Source organism: Thiomonas sp. X19, from assembly GCF_900089495.1.
Classification (GTDB): Bacteria; Pseudomonadota; Gammaproteobacteria; order Burkholderiales; family Burkholderiaceae_C; genus Thiomonas_A.
This window is the reverse complement of sequence record NZ_LT605203.1, coordinates 1,376,416-1,400,049: the sequence shown is the minus strand read 5'-3', so window position 1 is coordinate 1,400,049 and position 23,634 is coordinate 1,376,416. Positions and strand designations below refer to the sequence as shown.

The following is a 23,634-nucleotide window of genomic DNA, read 5'->3' as shown; positions in this document are numbered from 1 at the left end:
AATTCCAGGATGATCGAAGAACAGTCCCAGTTCGTGCAATGGCTGCGTTCCGTTGCGCCCTACATCCACGCCCACCGCGGCAAGACCTTCGTCGTCGCCATCGCCGGTGAGCTGATTGCCGCGGGCAAGCTCAACGCCCTGGTGCAGGACGTGGCGCTGCTGGCGGCGATGGGCGTGCGCATCGTGCTCATCCACGGTTTTCGGCCGCAGGTGGAGGCGCAACTCAAAGAGAAAGGCGTGGGCTCGCGCTATGCCCACGGCATGCGCGTGACCGACGAGGTGGCGCTGGACGCGGCGCAGGAGGCGGCCGGTCAACTGCGTTTCGAGATCGAGGCCACCTTCTCGCAAGGCCTGCCCAACACGCCCATGGCCGGCGCGTCGCTGCGCGTGGTGTCGGGCAATTTCATCACCGCCCGCCCGGTGGGGGTGATCGACGGCCTGGACTTCCAGCACACCGGCCTGGTGCGCAAGGTGGACGCCCCCACCATCCAGCGGGCGCTGGAATACGGCGCCGTGGTGCTGATGTCGCCCTTCGGCTTCTCGCCCACCGGCGAGGCCTTCAACCTCAGCATGGAAGACGTGGCCAGCAGCGTGGCGGTAGCCGTCAAGGCGCAAAAACTGGTGCTCGTCACGGAGGTGGACGGCGTGATTGGCGAAGACCACCACTTGCTGCCCGAACTCACCGTGGCCCAGGCCGAAGCCCTGCTCGCCCGCCTGCCCGACCCGCAGCAGCCCACCGACACCGCCTTCTACCTGCGCCATGCGTTGCGCGCGGTGCGCGGCGGCGTGGACCGCGCGCACATCATTCCCTACGCGCTCGACGGCGCCCTGCTGCTGGAGCTGTTCACCCACGACGGCGTGGGCACGATGATTGCCGACGAGCATCTGGAGCATCTGCGCGAAGCCACGGCCGACGACGTCGGCGGCATCCTGCAACTCATCGAGCCGCTGGAAGCGCAGGGCGTGCTGGTCAAGCGCAGCCGCACCGAGATCGAGCGCGACATCGCCAACTACACCGTGCTGGAGCACGACGGCGTCATCTTCGGCTGCGCCGCGCTGTATCCCTACCCCGAACACAAGACCGGCGAGATGGCCGCGCTCACGGTCGATCCCTCCGCGCAGGGCCAGGGCGACGGCGAGCGCATTCTCAAGCGCATCGAGTTGCAGGCCCGCGCTGCCGGACTGCAGAGCATTTTCGTGCTCACCACCCGCACCATGCACTGGTTCATCAAGCGCGGTTTCGTGCCGGTGGAGCGCGACTGGCTTCCCCCCGAACGCAGCCAGCGCTACGACGACCAACGCCGCTCGCGCGTGCTGGTCAAACGTCTGGTCTGACGGCGCACAAGCTGCGCCCGGCGCCGCTGCCCTTGCGTATTGCCCTTCTCCTTCAACCCCACAGGAACCCACATGACCCGCATGGTGAATTGCGTCAAACTCGGCCACGAGGCCGAAGGTCTGGACTTCGCCCCCTACCCCGGCGAACTCGGCAAGCGCATTTATGACAACGTCTCGAAAGAAGCCTGGCAGGGCTGGCTCAAGCACCAGACCATGCTGGTGAACGAGAACCGGTTGAACCTGGCCGATGCCAACGCCCGCAAATACCTGGCACGGCAGATGGAGCGTTTCTTCTTCGGCGAAGGTGCGGATCAGCCCGTCGGCTACGTGCCACCGACAACGGGTTGACGCGCGTCCAGCTCGACCGCTTGACGCTGCTGCTTGCCGCATGCCGCTGCGGAGCCTGGCTCGAACCCAATTCCGTCGAACGTCGGTTTTGATTTTCCTGCCATAAATTTCGCCGCACGTCAATATCGGGAAAACAGGATTGGGATGTCATAACCCTGCCCTCTAGCATGAAGTTGTCGAAATACTGCTACTAAGTTTCAGTATTCGTCCCGGGCCCTGCTTCGCATCGCAGTGCTACTCAACAGCCATCTTGGAGCCGAAACCCGGCCCCACCAAGGGAGACAAATTCATGCATCTGAAAAAACTTGCCGCAGCCCTGCTCCTCGCAGGCGTCATCACCCCCGGCGCGGCCAACGCCACCGACGGTTACTTCCAGCCCGGCTACAGCGTCAAATCCGTCGGCATGGGCGGCGCGGGCATCGCCCTGCCGCAAGATGCACTCGCAGCCGCGACCAACCCCGCCGGCATGGCGCTCATCGGCAACCGCGTCGACGGCGGCATCAGCCTGTTCCGCCCGAACCGTCAAGCCGACATCAACGGCACGACCTATAGCGGCAACGACACGAGCAACTTCCTGATCCCGGAAATCGGTGCGAACTACATGATCAATCCGACCATGTCCGCAGGCATCAGCCTGTACGGCAATGGCGGCATGAACTCCGGCTACAGTACCATCATGAACTCCCAAACGGGCCTCATGAACGGCGCCGGCGTCGACCTGCAACAGATGTTCATTGCGCCGAGCTTCGCATGGCGCGTCACGCCCAGCAACACAATAGGGGTGGCTGTGAACATCGTGCACCAATCGTTCCGCGCCAACGGCCTACAAGCCTTTGGCGGTTATTCGCAATACCCGCAAAGCCTGACCAACCCTCCTGGCCATGACTCCTCAGATGGCGTGGGCGTGCGCATCGGCTGGATCGGACAACTGGCCCCCGGCTTCTCCCTCGGCGCGACCTACCAGCCGAAAACCCATATGAGCAAGTTCAGCGCCTACAAAGGCCTGTTCGCCGATGGCGGGAGTTTCGACATCCCGGCCAATTACGGCATCGGCTTCGCCTGGCAGCCGAACCAGCAATGGACGGTTGCGGGCGATGTGGAGCGCATTCTCTACAGCGGCGTGAGCGCAATAGGCAACACGTCGACGACCTTCGGGCAATATCAACTCGGCGCGGCCAATGGCCCTGGATTTGGCTGGACTGATGTCACCGTGGTCAAACTTGGCGTGGCGTACGCACTCGACGAAGCGCTCACCCTGCGCGCGGGCTGGAACCACAGCGACAACCCCGTGACCTCGCAAAACGTGTTCTTCAACACGGTCGCCCCCGGCGTCGTCAAGGACCACCTCACGCTCGGTTTGACTTATGCCCTGAGCAAGAAGATGGAAATCTCGGCCGACTATGTGCATGCGTTCAAGAACACCGTCACGGGACAACTCTCTCCACCCCCGTATGGCCCAGGCGGCACCGAGCAACTCAGCATGGACCAGGACACCCTGGGCGTGTCGATCGGCTACAAGTACTGATCCGTTTCTTCCCAACGAAAAAACCGCGGCCTCGGCCGCGGTTTTTTGTTATTGGCGGGTGCGACGCTCAGACCGGCAACACCACCCTCCCCCAGGATTCATTGATGATTTCGGCGCCCGCCAGATAGAAGGCCAGCGCAGCCGTCACCAGGCCCAGATAGCCGCCGAACACGGTGAGACCGCCATTGCCAGTCATGGCCCCTGCGGCCAGCAGGAAGAACGTGGGAACCAAGGCGGTGAACACCAGCATCAGCACCTTGCCTTTTTTCCAGGTGGCGATCCACATATAGGTGGTGAACACGCCCCACAGCAGCAGATACCAGCCGACGAACGGGCCTTGCACGCCTTTGGCGAAGAAATCGACGAACAGGGCGAAGCTCCACCAGAACGCGCCGTATCCGCAGAACGCGACAAAGCCGAAGCCGTTGCCGGCGCCGGCCTCCATCACCCCGGCGACGAATTGCGCCGTGCCGCCAAAGGCGAACGCGCTCGCCAGCACCATGGGTACGTCCAGGCCGGGGAACCAGCCGGCGTTGACCATGCTGAGCAGCCATGTGGTGAGGGCGAAGCCCGATAGCCCGAGTGGGGCGGGATTGATTGCTTTCTTGTCCATGTCTTGTCTCCTGTCTCAATGGTGTTGGCCGGAGCCTGTACGGCCTCGGTATGCGCAGGGCGCGCCTGCCGCGGACGCTTGTCCGCGCAGACTTGCAATTTCGCCGCGCCGACTTACGGCCGCCCTACGCAGCAAGGTTCGGTCAGTTTTGTTACGTTCAGTAGTGTGTCGCCCCGAGTGTGTTTTGACGCCACGCACGGAACGAACAACTGCTCACTGAGTTGGCACAAGTCCTCACAGCTTTTGAGGTTCCTGTCTCGTATGCTCTGGGGACTATGCCCATTGAACACATCGCAACATCCGCCGACGTGGTGCTGACCACAACGCAACACTTCTTCGCCATCCTTTCAGGCTTCGCCGTGGGGTTCTCCCTGGGACTGATCGGGGGCGGCGGCTCCATCCTCGCCGTGCCGCTGCTGCTGTACTTCGTCGGCTATCCCAACCCGCATGTGGTCATCGGCACCACGGCGCTGGCGGTCTCGGCCAATGCCTATATCAACCTCATTCCGCATGCGCGGGCCGGCAATGTGCGCTGGAAAGACGCGATTGTTTTCGCCATCGTCGGTGCGCTGGCAGCTTTCGTCGGCTCCAGCCTGGGCAAGGCGGTGGACGGCAAGAAGCTGCTGTTCCTGTTCGCCATTCTGATGTTGGTGATCGCCGCGCTCATGCTGCGGCCACGCAAGGCCAGCACCGCGCAAGACTTGACCAGCGAGCACCCGTCCAAGGCCAAGACCGCCAAGCTCGGCATCGCCGCGTCCATCGTCGGCATGTTGTCGGGCTTCTTCGGCATCGGCGGCGGCTTTCTGATCGTCCCCGGCCTGGTGCTGTCCACCGGCATGTCGATGATCACGGCCATCGGCTCGTCGCTGGTGTCGGTCGGCACCTTCGGCCTGACCACGGCGCTGAACTACGCCAGCTCGGGCCTGCTGGACTGGGGGGTGGCTGGCCTGTATATCGGCGGCGGCATCGTCGGCGGCTGGATCGGCACGCGCGTGGCCACGCATCTGGGCAAGACCAGCAAGGGTGCGCTCAATCTGATTTTCGCCGGTCTGGTGGCGGTGGTCGCGGTGTACATGCTGTACAGAAACCTCTCGGCCTTCGGCATGCATCTCTGACGCTGACCAAGGCTGCGCACAACCTCGGGTTCGCAAGCCGGGCCGGGGTCAATCGGCGGTGAGGCGGCAGCGGTCGCCGCTGGCCTCGCGCCAGACGTCCACATGGCCGAGCGGCGGCAAGTTGGGCTGGAGCTGGCGCCAGAGATAGGCGCAGAGGTTTTCCAGCGTCGCCGGCCCCAGGCCCTGCACCTCGTCGAGCAGGTGATGATCGAGCTGCTCGCGCACGCGTGCGATTTCGCGGCGAATGATGGCCAGGTCCACCAGCATGCCGCTGACCGGATCGGGCTCGCCCTTCACCGCAACCTCGGCCCAATAGGTGTGGCCATGCACCCGCAGGCTGCCGTCGCGGTCGTGCTCGCGGTTCAGGGTATGCGCAGCTTCGAAGTAAAAGCGCTGGGCAAGTTCGACTTTCATCGGATTCCGGTGATCTTGTGGGTTTGCAGACTCAGGCGCCAGCGCGGGTCGGCCAGGCAGTGGGCAATGGCCCATTGGGTGTTGGCCGCAAGCGCCGGGCCGTCCATGGGCTGCAGGTAGCGGTGCTGGAACGCCAGTCCGGCAAGGGCTTCGAGGTCCAACTCCGGCTGCGGCACGACCACCTTGAGTTCGTGGCCGCGTGTCAGGCGCAAGGGCGCCCCAGCCTTGGGGCTGACGCAGATCCAGTCGAGCCCTTCGGGCGCATCCTGCGTGCCGTTGGTTTCCACCGCGATTTCGAATTGCTGCGCATGCAAAGCCGCGACCAGGGCCGCGTCCACCTGCAGCAGCGGCTCGCCGCCTGTCAGCACGACCAGCCGCCGCGCCGGTGTTGACGCGGAATGAGGCGGCGTGACCACCGGGCCGGGCCACTGCGCCGCGATGCACGCCGCGAGCTCTGCGGCCTCGGCATACTTGCCGCCCAGGGTGCCGTCGGTGCCGACGAAGTCGGTGTCGCAGAAGCGACAGACGGCGCTGGCGCGGTCCTGCTCGCGACCGGTCCATAGATTGCAGCCGGCGAAGCGGCAGAACACGGCCGCGCGGCCGGCATTGGCGCCTTCGCCTTGCAGGGTGTAGAAAATTTCCTTGACGGTGTAGGTCATGGATGACGTTCGGGAAGACGGCTATTCAGGGTTCGGCTGACCGCTGCAGTCGACGTGCAGCGGCGGGGTGCGGCGGCGTTGCCGGGGCTCAGAGCAGATCGGCCACCAGATCGTGCCCTTGCGTGCCCACCACGCGGGCGCGCACGAACTGCCCCGCGCTTTGCGCCAGGCGCATCTTGTGCGAGGGCTTGGCCGGCTCGCGGATCAGCACCCTGCCGTCGATCTCGGGGGCGTCGGCGAACGAGCGCGCCACGGCGCCGCTGCGGTTGGCCAGATCCACCAGCACCCGCAGGTCCTGGCCGATGCGGCGCTTGAGCTTGCGCGTGGAGACTTCTTCGGCCACGGCCATGAAGCGCGCCTGGCGCTCCTCGCGCACGGCCTGCGGCACGGCGTGTGGCAACTCGTTGGCCAAGGCGCCATCCACCGGCGAGTAGGCAAAGCAGCCGACGCGGTCGAGTTCGGCCTCGCGGATGAAGTCGAGCAGGGTGTCGAACTCGGCCTCGGTCTCGCCGGGGAAACCGGCGATGAAGGTGGAGCGGATGACGACCTCGGGGCAGGCTTCGCGCCAGCGGGCGATGCGCTCCAGATTGCGCTCGCCGCTGGCCGGGCGCTTCATGCGCTTGAGCACGTCCGGGTGGACATGCTGGAAGGGCACGTCGAGATAGGGCAGCACGCGGCCCTGCGCCATCAGCGGCAGCACCTCGTCCACATGCGGGTAGGGGTAGACATAGTGCAGGCGCACCCAGGCGTCGTGCTGCTCGGCCAGCGCCGCCAGCTCCTGCGCCAGCTCGGTGAAGCGGGTGCGGATGGGGCGGCCGTCCCAGAAGCCGGTGCGGTATTTCACGTCCACGCCGTAAGCGGATGTGTCCTGGCTGACCACCAGCAGCTCTTTCACGCCGGCCTGCAGCAGGGCGCGAGCCTCGTTCAGCACATCGCCAATGGGCCGCGACACCAGATCGCCGCGCATGCTGGGGATGATGCAGAAGGTGCAGCGGTGGTTGCAGCCTTCGGAAATTTTGAGATAGGCGTAATGCCGCGGCGTGAGCTTGAGCCCGCCGGGCGGCAGCAGATCGACGAAGGGATCGTGCGGCTTGGGCAGATGCGCATGCACATGCTGCATGACCTCGTCGGTGGCATGCGGTCCGGTGACGGCCAGCACCTTGGGGTGCACCGCCTGCACCAGATTGGCGCCGTCGGCGCCGGCACGCGCGCCCAGGCAGCCGGTGACCACGACCTTGCCGTTGGCGTGCAGCGCCTCGCCGATGGCGTCCAGGCTTTCCTGCACGGCGGCGTCGATGAAGCCGCAGGTGTTGACGATGACCAGATCGGCACCGTCATAGCTCTTGCTGGTGTCGTAGCCTTCGGCGCGCAGTTGCGACAGGATGCGCTCGGAATCGACCAGAGCCTTGGGGCAGCCGAGTGAGACAAAGCCGATTCTGGGCGGGCTCTTGGGAGGCGCCAGCGGCGCCGGCATCAAGGTGATGGGGGTTTCAGTCATGGGCGCTATTGTCGCTGAGCACCCGCACCCCTGCCCCGGCAGCGGGGAGAGCCCGCCTGCCCGCCTACTTCTTCGGCGGCGGCTGGAAGGCGCCGAGCATCTGCTTGGTCTGTTGCTGCATCTGCTCCTGCATCTGCATGTACAGAATTTTGCTCTGCTCGAGGTAGCTGCCCATCATGCCTTGGAGCATGGGCGCCTGGCCGCTCAAGAATTGCGACCACATCTCGGGACTGAAGCTGCGGCTGTCATAGAGTCCGCGCGACTGCTCGGCCAACTTTCCCTGGATGTCGATGAAAGACTGCACGGTTTTTTCCAGGTAACTGCCCATCATGCCCTGCATGGCATTGCCGTAGAAGCGGATGAGCTGCTCCAGCATGGCCGTGCTCAGCATGGGCATGCCACCCGCCTCCTCCTCAAGAATGATCTGCAGCAGGATGCTGCGGGTCAGGTCGGCGCCGGTCTTGGCGTCCTGCACCACGAAGCGCCCACCCTCCATCACCAGCGCCTTCACATCCACCAGCGTGATGTAGGCGCTGGTTTCCGTGTCGTAGAGCCGCCGGTTCGGGTATTTCTTGATGACGCGCTGGGGAGTCTCTGGATTGGCCATGTCGGTGCGATGCGGAAACTGCGGGATTGCACTCGATTGGAGCACAGAAACTGCGATCCGCAGCCGTCCCGACCCACCGTTTGCGTGCAGACAAACCCTCACGCATCAACGGCGGCCGGGGCTGCGGCCCATCTCAGCTCATGTGCAGGCCGCCATTGATGGACAACTCGGCCCCGGTGACGAAGGCGCCGTCGTCGCTGGCCAGCCAGGTGACCAGCGAACCGACCTCCTCCGGCTTGCCCAGGCGCTTGACCGGAATGGTGGCGACGATCTTGTCGAGCACGTCCTGCCGGATGGCCTTGACCATGTCGGTGGCGATATAGCCCGGCGCGATGGTGTTGATGGTCACGCCCTTGGACGCCACTTCCTGCGCCAGCGCCATGGTGAAGCCATGCATGCCGGCCTTGGCGGCGGAGTAGTTGCTTTGGCCGAACTGCCCTTTCTCGCCATTGACCGAAGAGATGTTGATGACCCGCCCCCAGCCGCGCTCGACCATGCCGTCGATGACCTGCTTGGTCACGTTGAACATGGAATAGAGGTTGGTCTTCATCACCTTGTCCCAATCGTCGTAGCTCATCTTGCGAAACACCGCGTCGCGGGTGATGCCGGCGTTGTTCACCAGGATGTCGACCTGGCCGTGTTCAGCGAACACCTTCTGGAACGCAGCGCAGGTCGAGTCCCAGTCGGCCACATTGCCCTCCGAGGCGTAAACGTCCAGCCCCTGGCCGCGCATGGTCTGCAGCCAGCCGTCCTTGCGCGAGGAATTGGGGCCGCAGCCCGCAATCACCTTGTGTCCGGCCTCGCACAAGCGCCGGCAGATGGCGGTGCCGATGCCGCCCATGCCCCCCGTGACATATGCCACTTTCTTGCTCATCGTTTGCTCCTCGGGTTGTTGTGATGGTGTGTCGATGGAAATTCGGTGCGCTGCGGCGCTTCAGCGCTGCAGCGCCAGGGCCACGCCCATGCCACCGCCGATGCACAGCGAGGCCAGGCCCTTTTTCGCGTCGCGCTTGTTCATTTCGTGCAGCAGCGTGACCAGGATGCGGCAACCGCTGGCCCCGATGGGGTGGCCGATGGCGATGGCGCCACCGTTGACGTTGACCTTGCTCGTGTCCCAGCCCATCTGCTGGTTCACGGCGATGGCCTGGGCGGCGAACGCCTCGTTGATTTCCATCAGATCCAGGTCTTGCGGCGACCAGCCCGCGCGCGACAGGCAGCGCGTGGACGCCGGCACCGGGCCCATGCCCATGTAGGCGGGGTCGAGTCCGGCGTTGGCGTAGGCGCGAATGGTCGCCAACGGCTTGAGCCCCAGCGACGCGGCGCGCTTGGCCGACATCACCACCACCGCGGCCGCGCCGTCGTTCAGGCCGGAGGCATTGCCGGCGGTGACCGTGCCGGCCTTGTCGAACGCCGGCTTGAGCCCGGCGAGGCTTTCGGCGGTGGCGCCGTGGCGCACGAACTCGTCGGTGGCGAAGGCGACGGGATCCCCCTTTTTCTGCGGCAGCATCACCGGCACGATTTCATCGGTGAAGCGGCCGGACTTCTGCGCCGCCTCGGCCTTGTTCTGGCTGGCGGCGGCGAAAGCGTCCTGCATCTCGCGCGTGACGCCGTATTTCTTCGCCACGTTCTCGGCGGTGGTGCCCATGTGATAGTGGTTGAAAGCATCCCACAGGCCGTCGGTGATCATGGTGTCGATCAGGTTCCAGTTGCCCATGCGCATGCCGTCGCGCGAGCCCGGCAGCACATGGGGCGAGGCGCTCATGTTCTCCTGCCCGCCGGCGACGACGATCTCGGCGTCGCCCAGGGCCACCGCCTGCGCCGCCAGCATCACAGCCTTCAAACCCGAGCCGCACACCTTGTTGATGGTCATGGCCGGGACCATGTCCGGCAAGCCGGCCTTGATCAGGCTCTGGCGTGCCGCGTTCTGGCCCACGCCCGCCTGCAGCACCTGGCCCATGATGACTTCCGACACCTGCCCGGGCTCGATGCCGGCACGGGCGATGGCCGTTTTCACCACCAGCGCGCCCAGGTCGACCGCCGAAGTCTTGGCCAGCGAGCCGCCGAATTTACCCACGGCCGTACGCACGGCCGAAACGATCACGATGTCTTCACTCATGGAGAAATGTCCTGGGTTGGGGATGTGGACGAAAAAGAAAAATCAGTCGTTTGACGCGCAAGGTCCGGCAGGAATCATGCCCTGACCTTGACATAACGCCCAGGGGCGGGTTCGATCGGCTCGTAAGCGGCGCCACCGTAATGCTTGGGCGCGGGCTGCAGCGGGCCGCCCTGCTCCGCCAACCACGCGGCCCAGTCCGGCCACCAGCTTCCAGGATGTTCCGCGGCCTGTTCCAGCCACGCGGCAGGCGTGGCTGGAAGGGAGTTGGACAATGTCTTGCGCTTGTCGTTCGCTTGCGCTTTGGGGGTCGGTTGTTCCAGCCGCCAGTGGCTGCGCTTGTTCTTCGACGCCGGGTTGATGACGCCGGCGATATGCCCCGAAGCGCCCAGCACGAATCGGGTCGCGCCACCCAGCAGCAAGGCCGAGGCGTAGCCCGCATGCCAGGGCACGATGTGATCCTCGCGCGAGGAGTACACATACGCCGGAATGGTGATGCGCCGCAAATCCACCGGCATGCCCGTCACGCTGACCGCGTTGGGTCTGGACAGCTTGTTTTCCAGATAGGTGTTGCGCAGATACCAGGCCAGCATGGGACCGGGCAGATTGGTGCTGTCGGCGTTCCAGTACAGCAGGTCGAAGGGTGGCGGGGTTTCGCCCTTGAGGTAGTTGCCCACCACGTAATTCCAGGTCAGGTCGTTGGGGCGCAGGCTGGAAAAAGCCGCCGCCAGTTCGGCCCCGGCGAGCAGGCCGCCCTTGCCGATGGTGGCCTCGCGCAAGCGCACCTGTGCTTCGTCGATGAACACGTCGAGAATGCCCGTTTCGGAGAAATCCAGCATGGTGGTGAGGAAGGTGACACTGTGCACCGGCCTCTCGCCCCTGGCTGCCAGCACGGCCAGCGCGGTGCCCAGCAGCGTGCCGCCGACGCAAAATCCCAAGGCGTTGATGCCGCCCTGCGGCAGTGGCGCTGACGTGTCGCCCGTTTTGGCTGTGGCCTTGCCGGCTTTCGCTGCATGCGCAGCCTTGCCCGATGGAGCCGGCTTGGCCGCCAGGGCCGAAGCCGCGGCGATTTCACCCGCCACCGCGATGGCGCGCAGCACGCCTTGTTCGATGTAGTCGTCCCAGGTCCAGTGGGCGCAGCTCGCATCCGGGTTGCGCCACGACATCAGCAGCACACGCTGGCCCTGCTCCAGGGCGTAGCGCACCAGCGAATTGGCCGGCTGCAGATCGAGGATGTAGAACTTGTTGATGCACGGCGGCACGATGAACAGCGGCCGCGCATGCACCTGCGCCGCCAAGGGTTTGTAGTCGATGAGCTGGAACCAGGGGTTCTCGAACACCACGGCGCCCTCGCTGGTGGCGACGTTGCGGCCGACCTCGAATTCGCGCTCGTCGGTCTGGGTGATCTTGCCCCGGCGCAAATCGGCCAGCAGGTTGTCCATGCCCCGGCGCAGGCTCTCGCCCTGGGTTTGCAAGGCGGTTTGCATGGCTTCGGGGTTGAGCGCCCAGATGTTGCTCGGGGCCGCGGCGTCCACCCACTGCTGCACGGCGAAACGGATTTTCTGCTGGGTCTTGGCATCGGCCTGCACCGCGTCCACCAGTTCGAGCAAGGCGCGTGCGCCCAGCAAATACAGGGCCGCGGTGTAGGTGGAAAAACGGTTCTCGCGCCAACTCTCGGCGGCGAAGCGCCGGTCCTTGACCTCGATCGGCTGGGCGCTGCTGCCCAGCAGGCTGCTCCACAGATCGGCGTACTCACGCCCGAATCGGCCCTGGATGTCGGCGACGCGGGCCGGGTCGAGCCGCAGCGAATGGGCCTGATCGCCCGCCGTCTGCAGGGCGGCGGTGAACGCCTGCTGCAGACCTTCGACCCATGCCGAGGGCGACGCCGCGGAAGCATCGGATGAGTTGGATGCACTGTCTGTCGTACGGGCGGATGCAAAGGGCTGGGCTGACATGAGGAAACCGGATCGTTGAGGTCAGAAACTTGAGGGCCGTGGCGCGCCGGCGGTTCGCGAACTGGCGCACGAAGGGGCCATGCCGCCGCCGTCCCATGACGGCAAGTTCGGCTGCATGTCGGCACGCGGCCCGTGCAGCGGGCGCAGGGTACGTCGGTGCAGGCTGGTGGGAGCTTGGGGCATGGTGATGAGCGCGGGGAGGGTCGATGTGCGGCAGTCCCGTCGCAAGGCGGTCTGTCTGTTTGTGGCGGGCCTCATTGTGGTGGGACATGCGGCCAGACCGGCAACTGGGTAACCCGGTTTCATTCTTGAGCAAAGCCCATGCCGTGTCAACGCGATTTCCCCGTGTCCAGAGCCCAGCGAATGGCCTTGCATTTTCCGGGGGCGTCTTGCGGGTTCATGCCGAGCGGGCCGCAATCCACACCAGGCCTGCCTGACGACCGGTGACCCGGTCTCGCCGGTAAGCAAAATACCGCGCCGGATTGCTGACCGTGCACACCCCGCCGCCTTGCACCTGGGAGAGCGGCATGCCGGCGGCCTGCAAGCGCAGCTGCGCCAGCAGGAACAGATTGGCAAGCCACTTTCCCGGCTCCGCCGCGGCAAGAAAGGCGTCGGCCGCTTCGGGGGCCTGATGGACGAAAGCCGTGCGCACGTCGCCCCCCACCTCGAAGGCCTGCGGGCCGATGGCAGGGCCCAGCCAGGCGTGGACCGCCGCGGGCTTGCAATCAGCCTTGCGGCACAGGGCTTGCAGCGTGTGCTCGAGCACGTCGCCGGCAAGGCCGCGCCAGCCCGCATGCGCCGCGCCCACCGCACGGCCGTCGGGTGCGGCAAACAGCACGGGCAGACAGTCGGCCACCAGCACGCAGGCAGCCACGCCCGGTGTGGCGGTGACGGCGGCATCGGCCTGCGGCGTGGAAGCGCCGTCCCAGCGGTCGAGGTCGGCGACCTCGGTGCCGTGCGCCTGGTCGAGGTAGGCAACGCGCACATCACCGAGCCAAGCGGCCAAGCGGGCGCGATTGGCCGCCACGGCCTGCGGCGCATCGCCCACATGGCTGCCGAGGTTCATGCCACCGATGGACTCTCCCCCCGGAGTGGCCCCTGCCCCGGCATAGGGTCCGGCACTGACGCCGCCCTGGCGGCTGGTGAACAGGCCCCGTACCCGCGGGTTGCCGGGCCAGGGAGCGTCGATCCAGGAATCAGGCCGCGGCGTCATCGTCGTGCCAGGCTTTGGGGTCCAACTCAGCCGCGTGGCCGCCCAGGTCTTGCCATTGCGCCACGACGTCGGCCGCGATGGGCGCGACGCAACCCAGCAGCTTGCGCGACGCGGGATGCACAAAGCGCAATGCCGCGGCATGCAGGGCCTGGCGCTGGATCTGCAGCGGGGGGGCGCCGCGCCGGCCGTACAGGGCGTCGCCCAGCAGGGGCAGGCCGGCGTGCTGGGCATGCACCCGAATCTGGTGCGTGCGCCCCGACTCCAGGCTGCAGCGCAAGGCCGTGACCTGTCCGTGCGGCGTGGACAGCACTGCCAGCGGCGAAAAATGGGTGCGCGCCGGCTTGCCGCCCGCCACCACCGCCATGCGCAAGCGGTCGCGCGGATGACGGGCGATGGCGGCATCCACCGTCATCGCCCGCGGCAAAACGCCCCAGGCCAGCGCGAGGTACTGCCGGCTGACCGTGCGTGCCTGCAACTGGCGCACCAGATCGACCTGCGCCTCAAGGGTGCGGGCCACCACCAGCAGGCCGCTGGTGTCCTTGTCGAGCCGGTGGACGATGCCGGCGCGCGGCACCAAGGCTGCCTCCGGGTAGCGCGCCAACAAGCCGTTGAGCAGGGTGCCGCTCCAGTTGCCGGCCGCCGGATGCACCACCAGCCCGGCTGGCTTGTCGATCACGGCAAGCTGGGTGTCTTCCCACACCACGGCCAGATCCATCGGTTCGGGCGTGAAGGCGCCAGCCTCCGGGTCCAGCGGAACCTGCAACTCCACCAGCGCGGCATTGCGCGCCTTGCTGCGCGGGGCGGCAAGCTGCCCGCCCATTTGCACCAGACCGGCCTCGCACCAGGCCTTGAGCCGGCTGCGGGAAAACTGCGGAAAGATCTGCGCCAGCACCTTGTCCAGACGCTCGCCCGAGAAGGCTGCGGGGACGCTGGCCTGGAGCACAGCGGCTGTCGGTGCGGGCTCGCCGGAATCCAGGTCGGGGGGATCGTCCATCGCGCCGGGCGGCAGGCTGGGCGTAGGGTCGAGCGGGCTGGAGTCTCGGGCGTGCATGCAGGCAGCATAGCCCAGCCCTGCGACGCGTTTGCTCCACCTGGTGTCCGCTCCGTTGCATGGCGCCACGCTGACCTGGCGGCCGTCCACGACGCCGGAGCACGGCCAGTTCCCGGATCTGGCGCCGCAGCGCAACCCGCTTCCTATAATGGCTCGCTTGCCGATCCTGCGACGAGTTGCCTTGTGAATTCCACCCAGTCCTCCACGGGTGTGCGCCTCCTGCTGCGTACATTTGTTCTGCTTGCTGCAGCCCTGCTCGGCGCCTGTGCGTCGACCTCGGAAAAAGATGTGACCGCCGGCTGGTCCGCCGCGAAGTTGTACAGCGAGGCGAAGGACGAGATGAGCAGCGGCGCTTACGACAAGGCCACGAAGTATTACGAAAAGCTCGAGTCGCGCTACCCCTACGGCGTGCTGGCGCAGCAGGCGCTGATGGAGACCGCCTACGGCTACTTCAAGCAGGGCGAACGTGCCCAGGCGCTGGCCGCTTGCGACCGTTTCCTCAAGATCTACCCCAACAACCCCTACACCGACTACGTGCTCTATCTGAAGGGCCGCATCAACTTCTACGACAACAGCAGCTGGTTCTCCGGCCTGTCGGACCAGAAGCTGTATGAGCGCGACCAGCATGCCGCGAAGGAATCGTTCGAAGCCTTCAAGGAGCTGACCACGCGTTTCCCCAAGAGCAAGTACACGCCCGACGCGCGGCTGCGCATGCGCTACATCCTCAATGCGCTGGCCGAGTACGACACCCATGTGGCCTTGTTCTATTACCGCCGCGGCGCTTATGTGGCAGCCGCCGACCGCGCGCAGGAGGCCATCAAGAGCCACCCGGACGCACCCGCCACGCAACTGGCGCTTGCCGTGTTGATGGACAGCTACGACAAGCTGGGACTGACGCAATTGCGCGACGACACCGAGCGTGTGCTCAAGCTCAATTACCCCGCGAGCCCCTACCTCACCCAGGGCCTGCCGCAGCGCAACGAGTCGTGGTGGAAGCTGTGGTGAGTTCGAACTGAACCTGCCGCGTCGCTTGAAAGCCTGACCAACAGGCGGACTTGCGGCTCAGCCCTCGAAAGCCGGATCGCCATCCACGGCCGCAGCCGGGTTTTCCGCCGCGACATCCGGCGCTGCTGAAGCGGGCGCAGGGCCCGCATGCGCCAGCAAGAACGCTGCCGCTTCGTCCACCGATTCCACCCGCGCAAACGGTTGCAGCGAGGCCAGCAGGCGGCGCCCCCAGGCGGTGCTGGCCAGGCGTTGATCGCACACCGCCAGCACGCCCCAATCGCGCTCGCTGCGAATGAGCCGGCCCGCGCCCTGCTGCAGCGCCAGCGCGGCTTGCGGCAGCGAATAGTCCATGAAGCCGCTGCGTCCAGCCGCTTCCAGGCGTTTGATGCGCGCCGCGACCATGGGATCGTCGGGCGGGGCGAAAGGCAGTTTGTCGATCACCACCAGGGTGAGTTGCTCGCCCGGAAAATCGACCCCCTCCCAGAAGCTGTGGCTGCCCACCAGCACCGCCTCGGGATTCGCGGCGAAGCGCTGCAGCAGCACCTGCTTGGACTCGCTGGCCTGCTCCAGCACCACCCGGTTGGGCGGCAGGAGCTCGCGCAGACGCGAGGCGATGCGGCCGATGGCGCGCAGCGTGGTGGTGAGCACGAAGCTGCCGCCGGGATTGACGGCGACCAGCCGCGCGGCCAGCTCGGCCACGCGCAGGGAATGCTCGGCGTCGGACGGATGGAAACCCGCGCGCGGCACCAGCAGGCGCGTCTGGCGCGCATAGTCGAACGGGCTGGCGACGCGCAGTTCGCGCAAACGCGGCAGGACCCCGCCCTCCACTGCGGCCAGCGCCGGACTGCCTTCGTTCAGGCCCAGGCGCGCGCGGGTGTAGCGAAAGCCGCCGTCCAGCGTCAGCGTGGCCGACACCAGCACCCAGGCTTGTGGACGCTGCGCCAGCAGCGCCGAGAACGCCGGGCCAACGCCCAGCGGCGTGGCCAGCAGGCGCAGGTAGTGACTGCCGACTTCGAGCCAGCGCACCGTTTCCTGGGCGGCGACCGCCACAGCCTCGGCGTCCGGGGGTGACGTCGCATCGCGCTGCCAGGCCGCGAGCAAGGCTTGCTGCTCGCGGCAGCGTTCGATCAGGCGCGTGAATTCGGGCGCCAGCGCCTCGAAGGGGTCGAGCGCCGCGAGCAAGCCGGCCAGTTCCTCCTGCCAGCGGTTCAAGCCCTCGGCCCAGCCTTCGAGCGCCTGGGCTTGCGCCCAATCGAGCCGATGCGCGCCGTGGGGTGCGATCAGGCGCTGGTCGCGTGCCGCCTTCTGCAAGCGGCTGCTCAGGCCCTGCCAGTCGGCCACGCCACGCGCCAGTTGCAAGCCGCAAGCCAGGACGTCGCGCGCCAGTTCCAGCGCCTGAGCCGTGCCCACGCTGCTGCCCAGAAACTGCGCGCCGATGTCGGACAACTGGTGCGCCTCGTCCAGCACCACCGTGGTGGCGCTGGGCAGGAGTTCGGCCACGCCTTCGTCGCGCAGGGCGACGTTGGCGAAGAACAGGTGGTGGTTGATGATGACCACGTCGGCCGCCATGGCCTCGCGCCTGGCCTTCATCACGAAGCAGGCACGGTAGTCGGGGCAATCGGAGCCGAGGCAGTTGTCGCGCGTGGACGTGACCAGGGGAATGACGGGCGATTTCTCGTCCAGGCCGCCGAGCGCGGAGAGATCGCCATCGCCAGACGTGCCGGCAAACAGCGCCACGCGACGCAGCTCCTGCACGGCGCGGCGGTTGTCCAGCAGGCCTTCGCCCTGGGTGCGCTTGAGACGGTAGTGGCACACGTAGTTGGTGCGCCCCTTGAGCACCGCGGCCCGCAGCTGCACGCCCAGCACCCCGCGCGCCAAGGGCAGATCCTTGCGAAAGAGCTGGTCCTGCAAGGCGCGCGTCGCGGTCGAGACGATGACCCGCTCGCCGCGCAGCAAGGCCGGCACGAGGTAGGCCAGGGTCTTGCCCGTGCCGGTGCCGGCCTCGGCCAGCAAAATGCCGCGCTCGGCCATGGCGTGCTCGACTGCGGTGGCGAGTTGGCGCTGGCCGGGTCGCTCGCGCCAGCCTGGCAACGCCTCGGCGAACAGACCTTGCCCGCCCCACAGGGCGTCGGTCATGGCGGAATCGGCATCGGCGGAAGGCGCGTCCGGTGTGTCCGCACCGGGCGCTGCGGCGCTCTGCCTAAAATGGCCCGTTGCTTGTTCCCCGACTTTCAAGCGGGTTCGTCCGGCTGCGAGGCCGCTTCCAGGAGTGCAATTTGATCGCGAAGCTGCAACCGCTTTTTCTTCAGCCGGTGCAACAGGAATTCCTGCTCGGGGGTCTGCGGCCCGAGCCTGTCGATGGCGTCGTCCAGGTCGGCATGCTCCATGCGCAGCTCGATGAGACGGCGGTTGGCAGAGCGCAGGTTCTGGTCCATCGGCGTGGTGGCTGGCGGGCTGGGCAAGGTGACGCTCCATTGTATGAACGCATGGCGCCGCCTCGGCCCAACGCTGCCATTCGGGCCGCCTGATGAGCCAAGCTCGCGCACGTCTGCAGTTGCGGGCCGCCACCGGCATTCATCGCGGCGACCGCCAGTACCAGCAGGACCGCATCGAGATCTTCCCGCATCCGCGCGCCCAGGGGCTGATCCTCGTGGTGGTGGCCGACGGCATGGGTGGGCGCAGCGGCGGGCGCATGGCGGCCGACCAGGTGATGCTGACGGCGCAGCAGCTGTTCGAGCGCTTCTTGCCCAGCCAGGAGGAGCCGCTCGATTTGCTGCACAGCCTCGTGCGCGAAAGCCATCTGATGATCAAGCTCAGCGCCATCTCGGCCGAGCAGGAACCCCACTCCACCGTGGCCTGCGCTTTGCTGCAGCCAGATGGACATTGCCACTGGGCGCATGTGGGCGATTCGCGCGTGCATGTGTTTCGCGCCGGCAAGCTGGTGGTGCGCACGAAGGATCACTCCTATGTGCAGGATCTGGTCGATGCCGGCACCTTGAGCGAAGGCATGGCGCGCAATCACCCCATGAGCAATGTGCTGACCTCCAGCCTTGGAACCACCGAGGATCCGCCGCTGGCCAGTGACAGCCTGCAACTCCAGGCGGACGACGTCTTGTTGCTGTGCACCGACGGCTTGTGGCATTACTTCGTCGATGCGGAACTGGGCTCGACGCTCGACCGGCTCGATCCGCGCGACAGCTGCGAGTTCCTCATCGCCAAAGCCAGGCAACGCGCCATGGGGCGAGGCGACAACCTGTCGCTCGCGGTGGTCAAGCTGCTGCGCGCGGAGGCGCCTGCGGCGCCACCCAAGCGACCACCCAAGCTCCACGGATAGATCGCCGGTCAAGGGGTGAGGGGACCGTGCTCTGCCGCGCGTTCAATAACCGGGTGGCAACGGCAGCGGTGGAGCCGGTCCAGAGCCGGATTTTTTCGCTTGCTCGCGTTGCTGCGCCGCCTGGGCCTGGCGGCGCTGATAGTCGGCTTGTTTCTGCGCATAGGCCGCTTCGGCCGCCTGGGTTTGCGCCGCCTGCGGGGCGGCTTGTTGCGATGCTTGCTGCGTCGATTGGGCGTTCGCGCCTGGGGACACGGCGGTGGCTGGGGCGGCTGACGGGGCGCGGCCTTTGCCCTGGGCCGGGCGCTGTTTCGCCTCGTAGGCAGCCTGTCTGGCTGCATCCCCGGCCGCACGATCGGCTTGCTCGCGCTGCTTGCGTGCCTGCTCTTGTTCGCGCAGGGTCCGTTGCTGTTGCGCGGCTGATGCGTCCGGCACCGGGCGCTCACGCAAATTCCGCGCAACACGGCGACGCTCGGCCTCGGCCCGCTGCTGGCGCCCGGCGAGATCGATGGCGTTCAACCTTGCATCCAGCGCGTCCGACTGCTTGTGGTAGCGGCGACGCGCCTGGTCGAGGCAGTCGTTGACGAAAAAGCGGTGCAGGCAAGCGGCTTGTTCACGCACGTAGGCGGCGTCCAGATTGCTGCGTTGGGCTTCCAACTGCTGCCGCTCGGCCGCGCGTTGCGCGGCCTCCGAGGAAGCCGCCTCGGCAGTCTGCGTGGAGGCAGGTGCGGAAACGCCCGGGGCGATCCGGCTTGTCGGCCGGGAGGCCACAGGAGCCTGCGGCTGCGCAGCTTGCGCCCGGCCTGCGAGGCAAACCGCGAGAGCCAGCGCCACGGCAAAGACAGCTCGCCAACCAGCTTGAGCCAGCGGCCAGTCCGGTGCCATGGATGGACGCTGCAACGTGGCGAAAGGAAGCGAATTCAAGCGGTGAGGCATCAGGTCAATTCGGTTTGCACGTCGCGCCGCGCCTGCCGCAAATAGGCGGATGTCTGCATTTCCAGCAGGCGCGAAACGGTGCGCTCGAACTCGTAAGCCAAGGGGCCTGAAGGATACAGCGCGGCGGGCGGGACTTCGGCCGAGAGCACGAGCTTGATGCTGCGGTCGTACAGCACGTCCACCAGCAAGGTGAAGCGGCGTGCGGCGCTGGCGAGTTCGGGCGCCATGCGCGGCACGTCGGACACCAGCACGGTGTGGAAACACGCGGCAATTTCGAGGTAGTCGTTTTGCGAACGCGGGGTGTTGCACAGGGTCTCGAAGTTGAACCAGGCGACGCCGCCGGCGCGGCGCAGGGCGATGATTTCGCGGTGCTCGATCTGCAGCGTGGGGTCGTCGTCCGCAGCCTCGGCCAGGCGCTCGAATGCCTGCTCCATGGCGTCCTCGGCGACAGCGCCCAGCGGTGTGTAGTAGATCTGCATATCGGCCAAGGCCTGGTGGCGGTAGTCCACGCCGCCATCCACCTGCAGCACGTCCATGTTCGCCTTGATCAGCTCGATGGCCGGCAGGATGCGGTCGCGACGCAGGCCGTCGGGGTAGAGGCCATCCGGCTCGAAATTGCTGGTGGCCATGAACACGACGCCCTGTTCGAACAACCCCTGCAGCAGGCGATGCAGGATCATGGCATCGGTCACGTCGCTGATATGGAATTCGTCGAAGCAGATCAGCCGAAAGCGCCGCGCAATGCGCCGCGCCAGTTCCTCCAGCGGATTTTGCGTGCCCTGCAAGGCGGCCAATTCGCGCTGCACCTCGCGCATGAATTCGTGAAAATGCAGCCGTGTCTTGCGCACCACCGGCACGGTCACATAAAAAGCATCCATCAGGAAGCTCTTGCCGCGCCCCACACCACCCCACAGATAGACGCCGCGCGGCAGATCGGGATGGACCAGCAGCCGCCGCACCGCGGTCGAGCGGCGCGACTTGTAGCCCACCCATTCGTCGTAGGCACGCTGCAGCCGCTCGATGGCGAGCTGTTGGGCGGCGTCAGGCTGGTGACCGTGCTCGGCGAGGGACTGCAGGGCGTATTCGCTCACGTCCATCGGCGCGCTCAGAAATTGAGGCCGCGGCCATCGGTGGCCAGCGCTGCCTCCTTCATCGACTCCGACAGCGTGGGATGCGCGTGGCAGATGCGCGCGATGTCTTCGGCGGCAGCCTTGAACTCCATCGCCACCGCGGCTTCGGCAATCAGCTCCGACGCCATCGGGCCGATGATGTGCACGCCCAAAATTTCATCGGTGGCCGCATCGCTCAGCATCTTGACGAAGCCGGTGGTGTCGCCCAGTGCGCGGGCGCGGCCATTGGCGAGGAAAGGAAAGCTGCCAGCCTTGTAGGCGCGGCCAGCGGCCTTGAGCTGCTGCTCGGTCTGCCCGACCCAGGCGATTTCCGGGGCGGTGTAAATCACCCAGGGGACGGTGTTGAAGTCCACATGCGGCTTCTGTCCGGCCATGCGCTCGGCCACCGCCACGCCTTCTTCTTCGGCCTTGTGCGCCAGCATCGGGCCGCGCACCACGTCGCCGATGGCCCAGATGCCGCCCACCGGCGTCCTGCAATCGGCGTCCACCGGAACAAAACCGCGCTCGTCAGCCTGCAAGCCCACCGCCTGCAGGTTCAGGCCTTCGGTGTTCGGTACCCGGCCGATGGAGACGATGAGCCGGTCCACCTCCAGCTTTTGCTCGGCGCCAGCAGCGTCGGCATAGCGCAGGCTCACGCCCTTGGCACTGGTCTTCACCTCGGCAATCCTCACCCCGAGCTGGATGTCCAGGCCCTGTTTCTTGAACTGTTTTTGCGCCTCTTTGGCCACCTGCGCATCGGCCGCGCCGAGAAACTCCGGCAGGGCTTCGAGCACCGTCACCTGCGCCCCGAGCCGGCGCCAGACCGAACCCATTTCCAGGCCGATGACGCCAGCGCCGATCACCCCCAGGCGCTTGGGCACCGGGGAGATCGCCAGCGCTCCGGTGTTGGACAGAATGCGCTCTTCGTCGAACGCCGCGCCGGGCAAGGCGCGCGGGCTGGAGCCGGTGGCGATGATGACCTGCTTGGCGACGAGCCTGCGCGCTTCGCCGCCGGCGGTGGTCGCATTCAGCTCGAAGCCCTCAGCCGTTTTGGCGACGAACGCGGCGCGGCCATGGACGAACTCCACCTTGTTCTTCTTGAACAGATAGAGGATGCCCTCGTTGTTCTGCCGCACCACCTGCTCCTTGCGTGCCAGCATGCGGTCGAGGTCGAGCTTGAGCCCACTCACCGCGATGCCATGGTCGGCAAAAGCGTGGCCGGCCTGGTCGAAATGCTCGGACGATTGCAGCAAGGCCTTGGACGGAATGCAGCCGACATTGGTGCAGGTGCCGCCCGGCGCGGGGCCGCCCTTGGCGTTGGCCCAGGCGTCGATGCAGACCACGGCCATGCCGAGCTGGGCGGCGCGAATGGCGGCGATGTAGCCGCCGGGGCCAGCGCCGATGACGATGAGATCGGGTTGTGCGTTCATGGCCTGCGTCTCACAGATTGAGCAGCAGGCGTGCGGGGTCTTCCAGCGCTTCCTTCATCGCCACCAGGCCGAGCACGGCCTCGCGACCATCGATGATGCGATGGTCGTAGCTCATCGCCAGGTAGTTGATGGGGCGGATGACGACCTGCCCGTTCTCCACCACCGGCCGCTCCTTGGTCGCATGCACGCCGAGAATGGCGGCCTGCGGCGGGTTGATGATGGGGGTGGAGAGCATGGAACCGAACACGCCGCCATTGCTGATGGAGAAGGTGCCGCCAGTGAGGTCTTCGATCGCTAGCTTGCCGTCGCGCGCCTTGGCGCCGAAGTCGGCAATCTGCTTCTCGATTTCGGCGAAGCTCAGCTGGTCGGCATTGCGCAAAATCGGCACCACCAGGCCACGCGGGCTACCCACGGCGATGCCGATGTCGAAATAGCCGTGGTAGATGATGTCGGTGCCGTCGACACTGGCGTTGATCACCGGGTATTTGCGCAGCGCGTGCACCGCCGCCTTGACGAAAAAGCTCATGAAGCCGAGCTTCACGCCATGCTCCTTCTCGAAGCGCTCTTTGTGCGTGTTGCGCAGGTCCATCACCGGCTGCATATTCACTTCGTTGAACGTCGTGAGAATGGCGTTCTCGCTCTGTGACTGAATCAGGCGCTGGGCGATGCGGGCGCGCAGCCGGCTCATGGGCACGCGTTGTTCGGGACGATCGGCGTAGGAGGAAAGGTCGATGCCAGCATCCACCGGGGCCAGCGCGGCCGGGCTGCTCATCGGACTGGGTTGTGGCGCTGCTGCAGGCTTGGCTGCGGCGGCAGAGCCGCCAGCAATGGCGCCAAGTGCGTCGCCCTTGGTGATGCGTCCACCACGGCCAGAACCTGCCACGTTTGCCGGGTCGACACCCTGCTCGGCGAGGATTTTGGCGGCTGCCGGCATGGCCGGGGCCGAAGTCGGCGCTTGGGCAGGGACTGCGACGCTGGCGGCAGCCGCCGCGACGGCCGGCGCTGGGGCGGCGGCCGGCACCGCCGACACCGGCAAGGGACTGACCTGAGGTTTGGCCTCGGTATCGAGCTTGGCGATGATTTCCTCGGCGGCCACGGTCGCACCGTCGTTCTTCAGGATCTGGGCCATGACCCCGGAGGCCGGAGCCGGCACTTCGAGCACGACCTTGTCGGTCTCGATTTCGATCAGGATTTCATCCTGCTTGACGGCTTCGCCGGGTTTTTTCTTCCATTGCAACAAGGTGGCTTCGGCCACGGATTCAGACAGTTGGGGAACCTTGACATCGATCAGTGCCATGGTGGGGTCTCGCGATTGGATGTGAACGGTTTGAGCCGTGCGCGCGGCATGGCTGGCCCGTCAAGGCCAGCCATGCCGCG

The 23,634-nt window shown here is 66.4% G+C and carries 22 protein-coding genes; 6 read left to right on the top strand and 16 right to left on the bottom strand.

Annotated elements, in window-relative coordinates:
• Window positions 1–9: 9 nt before the first annotated feature.
• The 3 genes from argA to THIX_RS06525 all read left to right on the top strand — a co-directional run bounded on the left by argA (window position 10) and on the right by THIX_RS06525 (window position 3,208).
• Entirely contained in the window at window positions 10–1,335 is a 1,326-nt protein-coding gene (gene argA, locus THIX_RS06535) for an amino-acid N-acetyltransferase (RefSeq protein WP_112485582.1), read from the top strand.
• Window positions 1,336–1,407: 72 nt separating this feature from the next.
• Entirely contained in the window at window positions 1,408–1,683 is a 276-nt protein-coding gene (locus THIX_RS06530) for an oxidative damage protection protein (RefSeq protein WP_112485581.1), read from the top strand.
• Window positions 1,684–1,972: 289 nt separating this feature from the next.
• Window positions 1,973–3,208 carry an OmpP1/FadL family transporter gene (locus tag THIX_RS06525; RefSeq protein WP_112485580.1) on the top strand — a complete coding sequence of 412 codons (1,236 nt, stop codon included), beginning with the start codon at window positions 1,973–1,975 and terminating at the stop codon, window positions 3,206–3,208.
• A gap of 67 nt (window positions 3,209–3,275) precedes the next feature.
• Here the strand turns inward: THIX_RS06525 and THIX_RS06520 are convergent, their stop codons facing one another.
• Window positions 3,276–3,821 (bottom strand): acetate uptake transporter family protein, encoded by a 546-nt coding sequence (locus THIX_RS06520; RefSeq protein WP_112485579.1) that lies wholly within the window; start codon window positions 3,819–3,821, stop codon window positions 3,276–3,278.
• A gap of 275 nt (window positions 3,822–4,096) precedes the next feature.
• Between THIX_RS06520 and THIX_RS06515 the strand changes: the two genes are divergently transcribed.
• A complete protein-coding gene (locus THIX_RS06515; protein ID WP_112485578.1) occupies window positions 4,097–4,936 on the top strand; it encodes a sulfite exporter TauE/SafE family protein in 840 nt (279 codons plus the stop codon).
• Window positions 4,937–4,984: 48 nt separating this feature from the next.
• Here THIX_RS06515 and THIX_RS06510 read toward each other — a convergent pair whose 3' ends face one another.
• The 9 genes from THIX_RS06510 to THIX_RS06470 all read right to left on the bottom strand — a co-directional run bounded on the left by THIX_RS06510 (window position 4,985) and on the right by THIX_RS06470 (window position 14,446).
• Window positions 4,985–5,350, bottom strand: coding sequence for a 6-carboxytetrahydropterin synthase (locus tag THIX_RS06510; RefSeq protein WP_112485577.1), 366 nt, complete (start codon window positions 5,348–5,350; stop codon window positions 4,985–4,987).
• Entirely contained in the window at window positions 5,347–6,009 is a 663-nt protein-coding gene (queE, locus tag THIX_RS06505) for a 7-carboxy-7-deazaguanine synthase (RefSeq protein ID WP_112485576.1), read from the bottom strand. Before queE ends, THIX_RS06510 begins: the two co-directional genes overlap by 4 nt.
• An 88-nt stretch (window positions 6,010–6,097) precedes the next feature.
• A complete protein-coding gene (gene rimO / locus THIX_RS06500) occupies window positions 6,098–7,507 on the bottom strand; it encodes a 30S ribosomal protein S12 methylthiotransferase RimO (protein ID WP_199195244.1) in 1,410 nt (469 codons plus the stop codon).
• A 64-nt stretch (window positions 7,508–7,571) separates the two neighbouring features.
• Window positions 7,572–8,114: a polyhydroxyalkanoate synthesis repressor PhaR gene (phaR, locus tag THIX_RS06495; protein ID WP_112485575.1), complete on the bottom strand. Its 543-nt coding sequence runs from the start codon at window positions 8,112–8,114 to the stop codon at window positions 7,572–7,574.
• A gap of 133 nt (window positions 8,115–8,247) precedes the next feature.
• Window positions 8,248–8,988 (bottom strand): acetoacetyl-CoA reductase, encoded by a 741-nt coding sequence (gene phbB / locus THIX_RS06490; protein WP_112485574.1) that lies wholly within the window; start codon window positions 8,986–8,988, stop codon window positions 8,248–8,250.
• A gap of 60 nt (window positions 8,989–9,048) precedes the next feature.
• Window positions 9,049–10,230: an acetyl-CoA C-acetyltransferase gene (locus THIX_RS06485; RefSeq protein ID WP_112485573.1), complete on the bottom strand. Its 1,182-nt coding sequence runs from the start codon at window positions 10,228–10,230 to the stop codon at window positions 9,049–9,051.
• Window positions 10,231–10,304: 74 nt separating this feature from the next.
• A complete protein-coding gene (locus THIX_RS06480) occupies window positions 10,305–12,182 on the bottom strand; it encodes an alpha/beta fold hydrolase (protein ID WP_112485572.1) in 1,878 nt (625 codons plus the stop codon).
• Between the two features lie 397 nt (window positions 12,183–12,579).
• Window positions 12,580–13,395, bottom strand: coding sequence for a peptidoglycan editing factor PgeF (gene pgeF / locus THIX_RS06475; protein WP_112485571.1), 816 nt, complete (start codon window positions 13,393–13,395; stop codon window positions 12,580–12,582).
• Window positions 13,379–14,446, bottom strand: coding sequence for an RluA family pseudouridine synthase (locus tag THIX_RS06470; RefSeq protein ID WP_199195243.1), 1,068 nt, complete (start codon window positions 14,444–14,446; stop codon window positions 13,379–13,381). Before THIX_RS06470 ends, pgeF begins: the two co-directional genes overlap by 17 nt.
• A gap of 183 nt (window positions 14,447–14,629) precedes the next feature.
• Between THIX_RS06470 and THIX_RS06465 the strand changes: the two genes are divergently transcribed.
• Window positions 14,630–15,451 carry an outer membrane protein assembly factor BamD gene (locus tag THIX_RS06465; protein WP_371412880.1) on the top strand — a complete coding sequence of 274 codons (822 nt, stop codon included), beginning with the start codon at window positions 14,630–14,632 and terminating at the stop codon, window positions 15,449–15,451.
• A 57-nt stretch (window positions 15,452–15,508) separates the two neighbouring features.
• Here THIX_RS06465 and THIX_RS06460 read toward each other — a convergent pair whose 3' ends face one another.
• Window positions 15,509–17,587 carry an ATP-dependent DNA helicase gene (locus THIX_RS06460; RefSeq protein ID WP_233224432.1) on the bottom strand — a complete coding sequence of 693 codons (2,079 nt, stop codon included), beginning with the start codon at window positions 17,585–17,587 and terminating at the stop codon, window positions 15,509–15,511.
• 95 nt (window positions 17,588–17,682) lie between these two features.
• Entirely contained in the window at window positions 17,683–17,886 is a 204-nt protein-coding gene (locus THIX_RS06455; RefSeq protein ID WP_112485569.1) for a YdcH family protein, read from the bottom strand.
• 92 nt (window positions 17,887–17,978) lie between these two features.
• Here THIX_RS06455 and THIX_RS06450 point away from each other — a divergent pair, with 92 nt between their 5' ends.
• On the top strand, window positions 17,979–18,785 hold the full coding sequence (locus tag THIX_RS06450; protein WP_112485568.1) for a PP2C family serine/threonine-protein phosphatase: 807 nt from the start codon (window positions 17,979–17,981) through the stop codon (window positions 18,783–18,785).
• Between the two features lie 42 nt (window positions 18,786–18,827).
• On the opposite strand, the gene THIX_RS06445 is transcribed toward THIX_RS06450, so the two are convergent.
• The 4 genes from THIX_RS06445 to odhB are packed head-to-tail and all read right to left on the bottom strand — an operon-like array spanning window position 18,828 to window position 23,554.
• Window positions 18,828–19,706, bottom strand: a complete 879-nt coding sequence (locus THIX_RS06445) for a hypothetical protein (RefSeq protein ID WP_158540820.1) — start codon at window positions 19,704–19,706, stop codon at window positions 18,828–18,830.
• 11 nt (window positions 19,707–19,717) lie between these two features.
• Window positions 19,718–20,815: a cell division protein ZapE gene (gene zapE, locus THIX_RS06440; protein ID WP_112485566.1), complete on the bottom strand. Its 1,098-nt coding sequence runs from the start codon at window positions 20,813–20,815 to the stop codon at window positions 19,718–19,720.
• A gap of 8 nt (window positions 20,816–20,823) precedes the next feature.
• On the bottom strand, window positions 20,824–22,257 hold the full coding sequence (lpdA, locus tag THIX_RS06435; RefSeq protein ID WP_112485565.1) for a dihydrolipoyl dehydrogenase: 1,434 nt from the start codon (window positions 22,255–22,257) through the stop codon (window positions 20,824–20,826).
• Between the two features lie 10 nt (window positions 22,258–22,267).
• Window positions 22,268–23,554, bottom strand: coding sequence for a 2-oxoglutarate dehydrogenase complex dihydrolipoyllysine-residue succinyltransferase (odhB, locus tag THIX_RS06430; protein ID WP_112485564.1), 1,287 nt, complete (start codon window positions 23,552–23,554; stop codon window positions 22,268–22,270).
• Window positions 23,555–23,634 lie beyond the last annotated feature (80 nt).